Source organism: Sinorhizobium sp. RAC02 (assembly GCF_001713395.1).
In the GTDB taxonomy this organism is placed as follows: Bacteria; Pseudomonadota; Alphaproteobacteria; order Rhizobiales; family Rhizobiaceae; genus Shinella.
The window spans coordinates 1,968,417-1,981,911 of sequence record NZ_CP016450.1; the positions used below are offsets into that span (position 1 = coordinate 1,968,417).

17 protein-coding genes are annotated in these 13,495 nt (G+C 63.9%); 4 read left to right on the top strand and 13 right to left on the bottom strand.

The window, feature by feature from the left end; genetic code table 11:
* The first annotated feature begins 40 nt into the window (after positions 1-40).
* Positions 41-466 (top strand): DUF5330 domain-containing protein, encoded by a 426-nt coding sequence (locus BSY16_RS09430; protein WP_069059423.1) that lies wholly within the window; start codon positions 41-43, stop codon positions 464-466.
* Positions 467-671: 205 nt separating this feature from the next.
* Positions 672-1,091: a SufE family protein gene (locus BSY16_RS09435; RefSeq protein WP_069059424.1), complete on the top strand. Its 420-nt coding sequence runs from the start codon at positions 672-674 to the stop codon at positions 1,089-1,091.
* A 6-nt stretch (positions 1,092-1,097) separates the two neighbouring features.
* Here BSY16_RS09435 and BSY16_RS09440 read toward each other — a convergent pair whose 3' ends face one another.
* The 12 genes from BSY16_RS09440 to BSY16_RS09495 all read right to left on the bottom strand — a co-directional run bounded on the left by BSY16_RS09440 (position 1,098) and on the right by BSY16_RS09495 (position 11,996).
* Complete coding sequence (locus tag BSY16_RS09440) at positions 1,098-2,186, bottom strand: ligand-gated ion channel (RefSeq protein ID WP_069059425.1); 1,089 nt, start codon at positions 2,184-2,186, stop codon at positions 1,098-1,100.
* Positions 2,183-3,316 carry a cache domain-containing protein gene (locus BSY16_RS09445; RefSeq protein ID WP_069059426.1) on the bottom strand — a complete coding sequence of 378 codons (1,134 nt, stop codon included), beginning with the start codon at positions 3,314-3,316 and terminating at the stop codon, positions 2,183-2,185. The genes BSY16_RS09440 and BSY16_RS09445 overlap by 4 nt, the downstream gene beginning before the upstream one ends.
* A gap of 222 nt (positions 3,317-3,538) precedes the next feature.
* Positions 3,539-4,339 (bottom strand): DUF6456 domain-containing protein, encoded by an 801-nt coding sequence (locus BSY16_RS09450; RefSeq protein WP_069059427.1) that lies wholly within the window; start codon positions 4,337-4,339, stop codon positions 3,539-3,541.
* The gene (locus tag BSY16_RS09455) at positions 4,332-4,802 is read right to left on the bottom strand and encodes a helix-turn-helix domain-containing protein (RefSeq protein WP_353652374.1); all 471 of its coding nucleotides are present in this window, start codon (positions 4,800-4,802) and stop codon (positions 4,332-4,334) included. Before BSY16_RS09455 ends, BSY16_RS09450 begins: the two co-directional genes overlap by 8 nt.
* Positions 4,803-5,070: 268 nt before the next feature.
* Positions 5,071-5,505, bottom strand: coding sequence for a Ros/MucR family transcriptional regulator (locus tag BSY16_RS09460; protein ID WP_069059428.1), 435 nt, complete (start codon positions 5,503-5,505; stop codon positions 5,071-5,073).
* 426 nt (positions 5,506-5,931) lie between these two features.
* On the bottom strand, positions 5,932-6,288 hold the full coding sequence (gene mnhG / locus BSY16_RS09465) for a monovalent cation/H(+) antiporter subunit G (RefSeq protein WP_069059429.1): 357 nt from the start codon (positions 6,286-6,288) through the stop codon (positions 5,932-5,934).
* Positions 6,288-6,653: a cation:proton antiporter gene (locus tag BSY16_RS09470; protein WP_069059430.1), complete on the bottom strand. Its 366-nt coding sequence runs from the start codon at positions 6,651-6,653 to the stop codon at positions 6,288-6,290. Before BSY16_RS09470 ends, mnhG begins: the two co-directional genes overlap by 1 nt.
* Positions 6,653-7,126, bottom strand: a complete 474-nt coding sequence (locus BSY16_RS09475) for a Na+/H+ antiporter subunit E (RefSeq protein ID WP_069059431.1) — start codon at positions 7,124-7,126, stop codon at positions 6,653-6,655. Before BSY16_RS09475 ends, BSY16_RS09470 begins: the two co-directional genes overlap by 1 nt.
* A gap of 2 nt (positions 7,127-7,128) precedes the next feature.
* Positions 7,129-8,682 (bottom strand): Na+/H+ antiporter subunit D, encoded by a 1,554-nt coding sequence (locus BSY16_RS09480; RefSeq protein ID WP_502696005.1) that lies wholly within the window; start codon positions 8,680-8,682, stop codon positions 7,129-7,131.
* 5 nt (positions 8,683-8,687) lie between these two features.
* A complete protein-coding gene (locus BSY16_RS09485) occupies positions 8,688-9,065 on the bottom strand; it encodes a Na+/H+ antiporter subunit C (RefSeq protein ID WP_069059433.1) in 378 nt (125 codons plus the stop codon).
* Positions 9,065-9,484, bottom strand: coding sequence for a Na(+)/H(+) antiporter subunit B (locus tag BSY16_RS09490; RefSeq protein ID WP_069059434.1), 420 nt, complete (start codon positions 9,482-9,484; stop codon positions 9,065-9,067). The genes BSY16_RS09485 and BSY16_RS09490 overlap by 1 nt, the downstream gene beginning before the upstream one ends.
* 172 nt (positions 9,485-9,656) lie before the next feature.
* On the bottom strand, positions 9,657-11,996 hold the full coding sequence (locus tag BSY16_RS09495) for a putative monovalent cation/H+ antiporter subunit A (protein ID WP_083242869.1): 2,340 nt from the start codon (positions 11,994-11,996) through the stop codon (positions 9,657-9,659).
* A 70-nt stretch (positions 11,997-12,066) separates the two neighbouring features.
* Between BSY16_RS09495 and BSY16_RS33080 the strand changes: the two genes are divergently transcribed.
* Both BSY16_RS33080 and msrB read left to right on the top strand, forming a co-directional pair.
* Complete coding sequence (locus BSY16_RS33080; protein ID WP_171902401.1) at positions 12,067-12,372, top strand: hypothetical protein; 306 nt, start codon at positions 12,067-12,069, stop codon at positions 12,370-12,372.
* A 146-nt stretch (positions 12,373-12,518) separates the two neighbouring features.
* Complete coding sequence (msrB, locus tag BSY16_RS09500; RefSeq protein ID WP_069059436.1) at positions 12,519-12,926, top strand: peptide-methionine (R)-S-oxide reductase MsrB; 408 nt, start codon at positions 12,519-12,521, stop codon at positions 12,924-12,926.
* On the opposite strand, the gene BSY16_RS09505 is transcribed toward msrB, so the two are convergent.
* Positions 12,927-13,430, bottom strand: coding sequence for a GNAT family N-acetyltransferase (locus tag BSY16_RS09505; protein WP_069059437.1), 504 nt, complete (start codon positions 13,428-13,430; stop codon positions 12,927-12,929).
* Positions 13,431-13,495 lie beyond the last annotated feature (65 nt).

The following is a 13,495-nucleotide window of genomic DNA, read 5'->3' on the forward strand; positions in this document are numbered from 1 at the left end:
GCCGCAAAGAGCCGAGGCCCGATAACAAGGATGGCAAGCGATGTGGTTTCTGATCAAGGGAACGTTCTGGTTCTCCATGGTTCTCGTCCTGCTCCCGTTCCTCGACGCGGAATCCTCCGCGAAGCTCGAGAAGGGGCCGAACGTCGAACTCGGCGACACCTTCACCGCCGCAAGCGAGGCGTTCGGCTACGTGACGGCGATGTGCCTGGAAAAGCCTGACGTCTGCCAGAAGGGCGCTGAAACCTTCGTCGCCCTCGGCCACCGGGCCCGTGAGGGCGCGCGCATCGCCTACCAGTTCCTCGATACACAGTTTGCCGAAGACGGTGCTGCCGTCGCCAAGGCCGATCCGGCGAAGGACGAAGCGCTCGACCAGCCGCTTCCGGATGTCGCCGCGATCGATGCCGACGACGAGGTCATCACCGGCACCGTCGCCATCCCGACCCGCCGCCCCGACCATAAGGGCTGAGACTTTCCGAAATACTGCCTGCCTGACTCGTTGCCCCTGCAACCGCCGTATGGATCCGTTCCGTACGGCGTTTCTTTTTGTGGTGAAGGATTCCGGTTCAAATTCCCGGCGCCCTCGCCTATATGAAGACCGTAATCCCCTAGGATGCCGCAACTCCGCTGAACCCGCTTCGCACCTTCACCGGAATTGCTCAGGACGGAATGCCATGGCCACGCTTCAGCAGATCATTGACGACTTCGCCTATCTCGAAGAATGGGAAGACCGTTACCGCTATGTCATCGAACTCGGCAAGGCGCTGCCGGACCTGCCGGAAGACAAGCGCATAGCGGCCAACAAGGTGCAGGGCTGCGCCAGCCAGGTCTGGCTCGTCAGCCACATTGAGGGCGGCGCCGATCCGGTGATGACCTTCGACGGCGATTCGGATGCCCATATCGTGCGCGGCCTCGTCGCCATCGTGCTCGCCATCTATTCGGGCAAACACGCCTCCGAGATCGCCGCGCTCGATGCCATCGACACGTTCAACGAAATCGGCCTCGTCGAACACCTCTCCTCCCAGCGCGCCAACGGCCTGCGCTCGATGGTCAAGCGCATCCGCGAAGAGGCGGCCATCCGCGTGGCGGCCTGATCGACATCAGACGTAAGCGGCCAGCATGAAGGCGGTTGCCAGGACCAGGATCAGCGTCGGGATCGTCCACATCAGCGTCACATAGGCCTGCTCCTGCACATAGGGACCGAACAGGCGCGCGATGACATTGAAGCGTGAGAACAGGATGTTGACGAACAGCGCCGAGGCGAGCCCGATATAGTTGAGGGCAAACAGCCGGTTCACCGTGTTGTCGCCGACCGACAGGACGGTGTAGCTGCTATAGACCGTGAAGTTCAGCGCGATCACCGCAAAGAGGCCGCCGATGATGATGTTGACCATCTCGTAGGTATCCACCTGGAAGACGCCGTCTTCCATGCTGTTCAGCCAGATCGCCAGCAGCGGGATGAGCAGCGAAGCCAGCAGCGGAATGAAGATCGAGGCGACCACGAGCCCCGGCTGACGCTTGATATCCAGCGCGGCTACGATGCGCGCATGGCTTCCGTTGTACCAGCCCGGCAGCGGCGCGCTCTTCAGGTCGATGAGGCCGATGCTCCAGCCGGCAAGCTCGGCATTGGCGGAGGGGCGGCTGAAGTCGATATCCGACTGGTCGAAGCGCAATTGCATCTCGGCGGTCGTCAGCGTGTCGGCGGCAATCTCGATGGTCAGTTTCTGGCGGTCGAAGGGAAAGCGCTGCACATCGACGCCGACGGTGAAATCGGCCGTCACGCGGTGCAGCAGCTCGGCGCGGCCGGAGGGATAAATCCGGAGCCCATATTCCGAGCGGAGCGCCTCACCCGTCTGGTTGGCGATGCGGACCGGCGGGATCCAGATGTCCTTCATGCGGGCTTCGGCCGCAGAACCCCGCAGCGTCTCCGGCGGGGCACCTCCGGCGTCAGCGGGCGCGGCAAGACGCGAATCGTTCCAGCGCAGGCGCAGGTCCACGGTTGCGCGATACGTTCCGGTGTTCTCGTCGAAACTCTCGATCGACAGAACCGAGGCGCCGGCCTGCACGGTGATCGGCAGCCCCTTGTCGCGCGGCAGCGGCGGGGCGGCCAAACCTGCCGTCACAAAGGCGAAGAGTGCAAGTAGCGAGGCAAGGCAGACGAGGAAGGGACGAAGCGGGACCATCGTCATGCCTTTTCCGGCTCGGTCCGGCGACTGCGGATACGGTCGTACAAGGTGACCAGCGGCTGCATCTCCGCCGGAAACTTCTCCGTTCCCGTAATCGGCGTCAGCGGTGTGCCCGCGCCCACGGCCTCGAAGCGCTCGCCGAGCACGGCGAGCGGCCGCAGGAGAAACCCACGCAGCACGACAAGGATGAAGCCGGCGAGAAGAATGATGGCGATAAGGGTCACCACGCCCTGCCAGATCAAGGAACGGCTGACGGCGGCGCGCGAGGCGCTGAAATCCTGGCTGGCGGCGATGACGCCGAGCGGCGTACCGGAAGCGCTGTTGATCGGCAGCAGCACGACGCCGCGGGCAAGGCCCTGCGCCGCGCGCACATAGCGCAACGGCTCGTTGACCACCGCCAGATCCTCCGGCCGGGCCAGTTCCGTCATCAATTGCGCATTCGTCGCCTCGAACCGAATATATTTGCCGACGCGGTTCTGGTCGCCCAGGCGTTCGGGATCGACACCCGCCGCAAACTCCTTCAGCAATGCCTCGTCGATGTAAAGCGCAAGATCGATGCCATAGGCCGTCTTCAGCGCGGCGAGCAGCGGCCCGTAATCGATGCCGATCTCGAAGGTGCCGATATGTTTGCCAGCGGGATCCAGCACGGGCGCGACGCCGAAAATGGCGGGGCCGTTGCGGGCGACCGCAGCACCCTTCATCGGAACCTGCTCGCGGTTGGCGGCGACCACCAACGGGCGGAAGCGGGTCAGGTCGTCGCCAAACGCGGCCGGGTCGTGCAGCCGCAGGAACGACACGAGCGACGCCAGATGGAACTGCGCCTGGTCGACGCCGTGCCGCGCCTTCTGCCCGGCAAACATCTTTGAAAGTTCGGCGTTCAGCCCGGTCCGGTCGCCCGCCGCAAAGAGTTTTCGCACGACCGGCAGGTCGGAAATCAGCTCAGCCCGCGCCAGCGCCTTGTTTTCGGCGTCGCGGATCGCGGTCTCGACGATGGCCTGCATGGTACGGAACTGATCGGCCTCGACCGCATCGGTCATCCCGGCAAACAACCGGCTGGTGACCAATGCCGCCCCGGCGACGATAACGACGACCGCAAGAATGAGGGCGACGGGAGCACTGCGCCGAAAGGTCATGGAGAGCCTGCAAAGCTGGAGAAACCAACGACTGGTTAACCGCAAGTTAACAGTGGTTTGCCGTGTTTCCGCAAGAGGATTCGACAGCCCAGACGCGAAGTTTTTGTGTCCGCAAGCAACGGATTTGCCAGGCAGGCCTATTGCGGCTTCGGCGCCGGCCGGGGGCTCGACCCGCAGCCACTGACGCCGGTCGCGATCACCTCCAACAGACCAGCCGCCAACTCAGCGTGAAAGGTCCGGCCGATACCCTTCCGCTCCCCAGACGTGGCGGTGCCGCGCGGTCTTCGCCGGCGGCGCGTAGTGGCGGGCCAGGGCCAGCAGTGCGGCGCGCAGCATGAGCTTTGCCGAACGAGCGGGCCATTGACGCTCGCGCTCCACCGTCTCCAGCCCCTTCATGAAGCAGCAGACATCGAGCGCGACACCGGAAAGCTCCGGCCCGATCGCCTCGATGGCGCGGGCGACACGCAACCGCGCGGCAAGCGCCGTATCGGTCAGGTCGCGCCCCACGCCCGCCTCGCCCTTCTGGCGGCTGGCGATACGCGGCTCCCACGACATGGTCATTTTCGGCTGCAGGCCGCCACGCGTGAAGTCCGCATGCAGCCGCTCGCCGGCAGCGAAGGCGCCCTCCGGCAGATAGGCCTCGCCCGATTTCTCCTTCAACCGCGCAAGGCTCGCCAACGGCGATTCCAGCCGGTTGGCGAAGGCCCTTTCCTGAACACCGTCCCGCAGCACGGTCACCGCGGCCATATCACGATGCTGGCCGGCAAAAGGGGTTTGCGCATCACAAAGCCGTCGCTTCAGATGGGCGCGCGCCTCCGGCAACGGGCTCAGCCTCCCCCCGTCACGTCGCAGAAGACCGCGGCTGAGCGCCTCCGCCAACACGGCCGGCGCCAGCGGCTGCCCGCGGCCATCGGCTGCGACCAGCGCATCGTCCTCGACAATCCTCACCTCGCCTGCGGCGAGCACAAAGCGCAGAAGCCTGGCAAGGGCATCGGCATTCCCCTTCCCGTCCGCCTCACTCATGGCTGCCGATCCCCGCCGGACCGAAGACCGACTGCACGACCCGCTCGATTGCCGAAACGAAGGCATCGAACGCCACATCGTCGCGCCGGTCCTCCACCCGGTTGCAAGCATGGCCGACCGTCGTACGGTCGCGGCCGAAGGCGATGCCAATATCCGACTGCGACAGGCGCAGCACGACATGGCAGACATACATGGCGATCTGCCGGACATGGCAGGTGGACCGGCGGCCGTCACGGCGCCAGAGCGGTCGTTCGCTTGCCATCGCCGTCATTTCCAGCACAAGCTGGCGCACGATCCGGCAGGCGACCGCCGGAACCACGATCGGCGCCGCCTGACCGCTCATCCGGCGCCGCACGCGCGGCCCGTCCTCCTCCGGCTCCAGGCCCTTGGTTTCCGGCGCCAGGGCGACGGGAGGCGCCGATTCCGAGGACGACCGCCGATGGGGAACGATGAACTGGTGCATGACTGGTCACTCCGTTTATAGGAATTTATTCATACACCCTAGAGCACAGGCGGGGATGAAGGAAGTGCCTTCCTGCAACCACCCCTTGAATATCTTGATAAAATTACGACAATAATCCCCTATATAGGCATTATTTCCTCATGACAATTCCGAAAAACCGGAGCGGGACGCGGTAGACCCGGCAACGATTCGCCCGACATCCCGGCCTGAACGCAAAAGCCGGCCCCTCTCGAGGCCGGCTTTTCCGTCTTCAACCAAAATTCGGTAATTACTTGGCCTTGCGGCGCTGGCCGAGGCCCATTTCCTTGGCAAGGCGCGAGCGGGCTTCGGCATAGGCCGGAGCAACCATCGGGTAGTCGGCCGGCAGGTCCCACTTTTCGCGGTACTCTTCCGGGGTCATGCCGTAGTGGGTCATCAGGTGGCGCTTCAGCGACTTGAACTTCTGGCCGTCTTCCAGGCAGATGATGTAATCGTTCTGCACGGACTTGCGCACCGGTACAGGCGGCTTCGGCTTCTCGGCAACGACCGGCACTTCAACAACGGCAGCGGGGGCCGTCGTGTTGTTGAGCGCAGCATGCACGTCACCGATCAGGCCCGGCAGGTCGGCGACCGGCACGACATGGTTGCCGACATAGGCGGCGACGATTTCTGCGGTGAGTTCCACGAGCAGACTGCCGCCGGCACCAAGGGTAGTTTCTGTCATTTCTTTCTCCTGTCAAACAACACAAAGGTCGATGGCCCTATCCATCGCCCCGGCTCTTGAATTGCGGATAAAGCGCCATCGTCGAGCGATTGTGCGGCGCACTATTGCGCACCAAGACCACATGCATCGAAACACCGGCATTTCGCGTCAATATAACTCTTCACCACAGCGGCGACCGTTTTCCGCTGAATCCGCGGCCGCGATATATACCGCGCTAGCGCGACTACGACTCAAATTCAACTTAAACAGGAAATCCGCACACAAGCTAAATCAACCCGAATGCTTTACTTTGCTTGAGATATCATTCCTCGATTCAATGTCCAGTATTATTTTGGAAACGCTGGGAGATAGCTTTGAACGGCCAGAATTTCCCACTAAAATTCGACGGATACTGCAAATTCTGGGGATAGGCATTTCAACCAAATTTCAACGCTTCTTGGCGTTGCGATTCTGCGCGTCGCGTAATTCGTCGATTGCCGTCAGGCGCGTCAGGCGATAACCGGCATCATGCGCCGCCTTGGCGACGAGATGAGCCGCCACCGGCGCCGTCAGCACGAAGAAGATGAAGCCGGCAAGCGCCCGCGTGAAAATCGCCACATCCAGCGAATGGATGCCGGCCGCAAGCAACATGAGCCCCGAACCGACCGTGCCGGCCTTCGAGGCCGCGTGCATGCGGGTATAGACATCCGGCAGGCGCACGATGCCGAGAGCCGCCAGGAAGGTGAAAATGCCGCCGGCGACCAGCATGATGCCGACGACAAGCGCGAGAGCGAAATCCAGCATCAGCGTGCCCTCCCCTTGTTGCGTTGCTTGAAGTGGCGCGCACCCTTGCGGGGCAGGTCTGTCTCCGGCGCGTTGTCTTCGCCCACCTGCATGCCCTGGGTCAGGACGAACCGCGCGAAGGCGACGGTCGCGAGAAATCCGACGAGGCCAAGGGCGATCGCGATGTCGATATAGAGGTTGAAGCCGGTCTTGATGGCGACGACGGCGATGAAGCCGATGGCGATGCCCGTCAGCATGTCGAGCGCGACGATGCGATCCGGCAGCGTCGGCCCCTTGATGACTCGGTAGGCCGTCAGGAAGAAGGCGGCGCACATCAGCAAGAGCGCGATGTTTGCGGCAGTGGAGACGATCGTTTCAGCACCCATCAGCGAAAGGCCTCCAGGATCTTCTTCTCAAAGCCGTTGGCGATGTCGCGCCGCGTGCCGACGGGATCGGAACAGTCGATGGCATGGACGTAGAGCACTCTGCGATCCTCGGAAACATCGACGGAGAGCGTGCCCGGCGTCAAGGTGATGAGATTGGCGAGAAGCGTGATTTCGAAATCGCGGTCGACCGTCAGCGGAAAGGCGAAGATGCCGGGCTTCAGCGCCATTCTGGGGCTCGCCACCAGCACCGCGACCTTCCAGGCCGACAGCGCCAGTTCCTTGAAGAAGAGCAGCAGCAGCGACAGCACTTTCAAGGGCCGGATGTGCCGCCCGTCGGGCTGGATATGCCCGCGGATGAGCGCCAGCGACAGCGCACCGGCGACGGCACCGAGCAACAGGTTCGGGATGGTGAAGCTGCCGGAGACGGCGAGCCAGATGACCGTGAAGACGGCGATGATGACGGCTGGGCGCATGGTCAGGTCCTCCCCGGAAAGACCGAGCCGATATAGGCCCGCGGATCGGCAAGCCCCTGTGCCGCATGCTGGACCAGCGACAGGAGCGCATCCGGGAAGAGCCCGAACACCACCGTCAGCGCCGTCAGCGCGGCGAGCGGCAGAAGCGCGCTCGGCGGAATGGTTTCAGCCGGCAGCACATCGGCCGCAGGGCGCCAGTAGGCGAGCGCGAAGACACGACCGAAGGCGATGGTCGTGAGGAAGCCGGTGAGGAGAACCACCGCCACCAGCCACCAGGCGCCGATATCCATCGCGGCCTTTGCCACCATGACCTTGGGCCAGAAGCCGGAGAACGGCGGCAGGCCGGAGACGGCGAAGAACAGCACCAGCGACAGGGCGGAAAACAGCGCCGAGCGCGTGTAAAGTCCGCCGAGCCGGTTGAGATCGAAGCTGCCGGCAAGCCGTCCCGCCAGCCCCGCCGCCATGTAGAGCGCGGTCATGACGACCATGGAGTGCAGCGCGTAGAAGATCGCCCCGCCGACGCCACCGGGACTGCCAAGCGACAGGCCGGCCAGCATGATGCCGATGCCGGAAATGACGGCATAGCCGAGCAGCCGGCGGATATCGCTCTGGCCGATTGCGCCCAGTGCACCGACAATCATGGTGGCCGCGCCGACGAGCGCGATGACGAAGCTCAGCTCCTCGCGCTCGACCGGAAACAGCATGATCAGCGTGCGCAGCAGCGCATAGATACCGACCTTGGTGAGAAGCCCCGCAAAGAGCGCGGAGACCACGACGCGCGGCGTGTGATAGGAGGCCGGCAGCCAGAAATTCACCGGAAAGGCCGCCGCCTTCATGCCGAAGGCAAGCAGATAGAGCGTGGCGAGCGTCATCAGCGGCAGGTCGGCGCGCGCCGCTGCCGCCTTCACGGCGATGTCGGCCATGTTGAGCGTGCCGAAGATGCCGTAGAGATAACCTGTCGTGACGAGAAACAGCGTCGTCGCAACAAGGTTGAGGAAGGCGTATTTGATCGCGCCGTCGATCTGGCGTGGCTCGGAGCCGAGCGTGATGAGGCCGAAGGACGCAATCAGCAGCACCTCGAACCAGACATAGAGGTTGAAGATGTCGCCGGTCAGAAAGGCACCGGAGACACCGGCCATCAGCAAAAGCAGGAACGGATAGAAGCCGTAGCGCCGGCCGCGGCCGTCGATATCGCTCAGGGCATGCACCGCGCCGGCAAGGGCGACGACCGCGCCGACGAGCGCGAAGAGCACGCCGGTCAGGTCCGCGGTGAAGGCAATGCCGAAGGGCGGCAGCCAGCGTCCCATCACCATGGTGACCGGGCCATTGGCGGAGACATGCGCCAGCAGCGCCGCGTCGATCAGCACGAGCACGGCGAGTGCCGGAACGGCAAGCCAGCCCTGCAGGTGCAGCGACTTGCGCAGCATCAGCAGCAGCGCACCGGTCAGCAGGCACCAGGCGGGCGGCAGCACGACGAGCCAGTCGGCGGGCGCGACCGGCGTCATGACGAGGGCTGCGGAAAGGTCTGTGGGCGTTACGGCCATTGGCGGGGCGATTCCTGTCAGTAGCCGGTCGGCGGGAGCGGATCGTTCTCCGGCTCCGCCACGCGCATCTCGTTGCCGTTGTCGGTGCCGAGGTCCTGATAGGCACGGTAGACGAGCACGAGAAGAAAGGCGAAGAAGGAGAAGGAGATAACGATGGCCGTCAGGATGAGCGCCTGCGGCAGCGGATTGGCGGTCAGCGTCACCGGCACGTCGTAGCCGGCCGGGATGATCGGCGGCACCTCGCGCAGGATGCGGCCATTGGTGAAGAGCAGGAGGTTTACCCCATTGCCGAGCAGCACCACGCCGAGCAGCACGCGCACCAGGAACTTCGACAGCATCAGATAGACGGCGGCGGCGAAAAACACACCGATGAGCATGACGAGCGGCAGTTCCATCACAGGTCGTCTCCCGCTTCGAGCGCCAGTGCAATCGAGGTGATCGCCCCCACCACGACGAGATAGACGCCGGCATCGAACAGCATGACGCTGGAGAGCGGAATTTCCACGCCGAGGATCACCGGATAGACCCAGAGCCCCGTCATGAAAGGCACGGCAAAGACCATCGACATCAAACCGGCCAGGCAGGCCATGAACAGTCCGAAGGCCGAGATCGCCATCGGATGGAACCACAGAGCCTTGCGCACGGCGTCGACGCCATTGGCAATGCCGAAGATCGCCAGCGCCGAGACGGCAATGAGCCCGCCGATAAAGCCGCCGCCCGGCTCGTTATGGCCGCGCAGCAGCACGAAGAGCGAAAACAGCACCATGAGCGCGGTGAGGAACGGTGCGACGGTGCGGAAGATCAGCGTGTTCATCGGCGGGTCCCCTTCACAGAAGCGGCGTGGACTGCCCCCTCATCCGGCCCTCCCGGGCCACCTTTTCCCCGTCGGGGAGAAGGGAAACGAGACGTCAGCGATAGTCCCCTTCTCCCCCGCGGGGAGAAGGTGCCGGCAGGCGGATGAGGGGGGCAGCCACAGACAAAAACCATCAGATCTTTTCCTCCACCTTGCCGCCCTTGCGGATGCGGATGATCGAGAGGATGGCCAGCCCTGTCACCATGACAACGGCGATTTCGCCCAGCGTGTCCGTGCCGCGGAAATCGACGATGATGACGTTCACCACATTGGCTCCGTGCGCGATCGTCTTGGAATAGAGGTTGAAGAAATCGCTGAGCGCCGTGTCGAAGCGACCCTGCGTCACGCGCAGCAGATAGAGCGCAAAGCCGAGACCGCAGGCGATCGCGATTGCGGCATCGGGGATTTTTTCCTTGAGCGGCCGGCGGTCGCGCGGCGTGAGCTGGAGCCGCGTCATGGCGAGCGCCAGGATGACGACCGACAGCGTCTCGATCATGAACTGCGTGAAGGCAAGGTCCGGTGCACCGAACAGCAGGAAGAGCAAGGCAACGCAAAAGCCCTGCACGCCAAGCGCGACGATGGCCGTCAGGCGATTTTTCGCCGCCAGGACGGCGCCGATGCCAAGTGCCGCCAGCAGCATCACCGCCAGCTCATAGAACGGCATGTTGGCCGGCCAGACCGGTGCGCGCGGCCATTCGCCATAGACGACCGGCGGCACGAGGAGCGCCAGCGCGACCACCACGAAGGTCGCGGTCATGTAAACTTCCATGCGGCCCGACTGGGTCAGGCGGTTGACGAACACAGCCAAGCGCACGAGCCCGCGCATGGCCTGGTCGAAGCCCCTGTCCGGCCCCCAGCCGATGTCCTCGACCAGCCCATTCGCCGCAGCGCGCGCCTTGTCGAGCATCAGGAAGACGACGATGCCGAAGGCCACGGTGAGAAGGGAAAGCAGCAGGGCTGCGCCAAAATGCGGGATCGCCGAAATGGTGACGGTCTCCGGCTTGCCGGCAATGGCGGAGGCGAGCGGCGAGGTCAGCAGGGCATGCGCCACGGCGGAGAAGATGCCGATCGTCAGCCCCTTGACCGCGAGCAGCATCGGTCCGATCCACAGCAAGGCAGGCCCTTCATGCGGATGTTTCGGCGTTTCGATGCGCGCGCCGAGGAAGGGTTTCAGCGCGACGGCAAAGGCGACGGCGAACATCAGGCCGTTGCCGATGACCGCAGCCGCCGTGAAGGCGATGGCGCGCAGGCTGCCGCCGGCAAGCGCACCATAGATCTCCTCCTTCGCCAGGAAGCCGAAAAACGGTGGCAGGCCGGCCATCGACAGCGCGGCCAGCAGGGCGGCAAGGAAGGTGACCGGCATGGCGCGGCGCAGGCCACCAAGTTTCGTGATGGTGCGGGTTCCCGTCTCGTGGTCGATCAGGCCGGCGACCATGAAGAGCGCGCCCTTGAACAGCGAATGCGCCACAAGATAGAGCGCCGCGGCGGCAACCGCATGTTCGGAGCCGAAGCCGGTGAGCATCACCAGCAGGCCGAGCGAGGCGACCGTCGTATAGGCGAGCATAAGCTTCAGGTCCGTCTGGCGGATGGCGAGCACGGCGCCGACCAGCAGCGTCAGCCCGCCGAAGGCCGGCAGGATGGTTTCCCAGGCGGGCGTGCCGCCCATCACCGGATTGAGCCGCATCAGGAGATAGACGCCGGCCTTCACCATGGTGGCCGAATGCAGGTAGGCGGAAACCGGCGTCGGCGCCTCCATGGCGTTGGGCAGCCAGAAATGGAAGGGGAACTGCGCCGACTTGGTGAAGGCGCCGCCGAGGATGAGGAAGAGCATCGGCAGATAGAACGGGCTCGTTCGCACCTCCGCGCCGAAGGACATCAGAAGCGACAGCTGTGTCACGTCGGTGACATTCCAGAACAGCAGCAGGCCGGCGAGCAGGAACAGCCCGCCACCGCCGGTCACGATCAGCGCCTGGAGTGCGGCCCGGCGCGAAGCCTCGCGCGCATGGTCGAAGCCGATTAGCAGGAAGGAGGTGATCGAGGTCAGCTCCCAGAAGACGAAGAGCATCAGGAAACTGTCGGAGGCTACAAGCCCGAGCATCGACCCCATGAACATCAGGATGAACGAGAAGAACCGCCCCTGATGCGCGTGTCCTTTCAGGTAACCGCCGGCATAGAGCACGATCAGCGTGCCGATGCCGGAGATCAACAGCAGAAAGGCGAGCGACAGGCCGTCGATCAGCCAGGAAAAGCTGACATTGTAGGACAGCACCCAGGCATAGCCGCCGGTGACGATCTCGCCGCGCGATACTTCCGCGTTGAACCCGAGGAAATGCAGGAAGACGGCGAGTGGAATGAGCGCCAACGGCCAGGCGGCGTTGTGGCCGAGCAGACGCGTCAGCGCCGGCGCGACCAGCGCGCCGAGAAACGGCAGACAGAAGGCAAGGAAGGTCAGGCCCATCGTGTCTGGTGTCATTCGCTCTCCATTGGCGTGATTTCATCGTCGGAGCGCTGGTTCTACGTCGGCAGGGCCAAAATCACCACCCTTGAAGCGCAAAGGCGCGGCGTTTTCACGCGCTTTGATCGCTCTTCTCGTCCGGCTTTCGCAAATCGAGACCGGGGAAATACGTGCGACAACGCCCGGCATCGCAGGTGATCAACGTCCATCCCGCAACAGCTTTATGCGCACCGATGGCCGTCACAAGACCAAGCAGAACATTCGTGTCGAGCAGGACCATGCTCAATCTTCGCCGCGGGTCGGCGCCATGAACTCGTCCGTCGTCATGCCCGCGCCGGCTGGCCGCGTGAGTGCACGAACCGGCATTCCGGCCGCGGCTTGCCAAATGGCATGACGACGACGCTGCCGTCTGCGACCCGCCGGAACTCGACCTTGCTGCCGCACCCGATGCCGAGGAAATCGCGCGTCCGGCGAAGAGATGCCGCACGGATTGTCTTGCCACATTTGCCGTCCTATCTATTGGGACAACAGGAGGACGCCATGAGCGACACGACGACATTGAAGGTCAACAAGACGAAGGAAGAGTGGCGCCAGATCCTGACGCCGGAACAGTTCCGCATCACGCGCGAACACGGCACGGAGCGCGCCTTCTCCAGCCCCGATTTCGACCTCTCCAAAAAGGGCACCTATCATTGCATCTGCTGCAACAGGCCGCTCTACAGGTCCGAGGCGAAGTTCAATTCCGGCACCGGCTGGCCGAGTTTCTACGAGCCGATCGAGCCCGGTGCGGTAACGGACCACTCGGACCATTCCTACGGCATGACGCGCACGGAAATCCGCTGCTCGGATTGCGACGCCCATCTCGGCCACGTCTTCCCCGACGGCCCACCGCCGACCGGCCTGCGCTTTTGTATGAACGGCGTGGCGCTCAGCTTCGATCCGGATTGATCAGCGCTTCGGCACCCTCAGTTCCATACACGCGAGGTCGAGCCAGCGGCCGAACTTGATGCCGACCTCGCTGAACCGGCCGACCATGCGGAAGCCGAGCTTTTCGTGCAGCTTGATCGAGGCGACGTTCTCCGCCTCGATACAGCCCACCATGACATGGATGCCGTTGAAGCTGGCGCGGTCGATCAGGGCTTTCATCAGGCGCTTGCCCGTTCCCGTGCCGCGCGCCTCGCCGCGGATATAGACGGAATGCTCGACCGTATGGCGAAAGCCATCGAAGGCCCGCCAATCGCCATAGGAGGCATAGCCGATCACCTGCTTGCCGCGCACGGCGACAAGCACCGGAAAATCCCGCTCGCGGCGGGCGGCGAACCAGGCCTTGCGGTTGGCGAGGTCGACGACGGCTTCGTTCCAGATCGCCGTGGTATTGACGACGGCATCGTTGTAGATGTCCATGATGGCGGGAAGATCGCCCTCCGCGGCATCGCGTATTGTAATGTCCATGGTTCCCCCCGGTTTTGCCTCATGCCATACAGGAGGAGCGGGAAAGCTGTCCAGCCTGCTCGCAG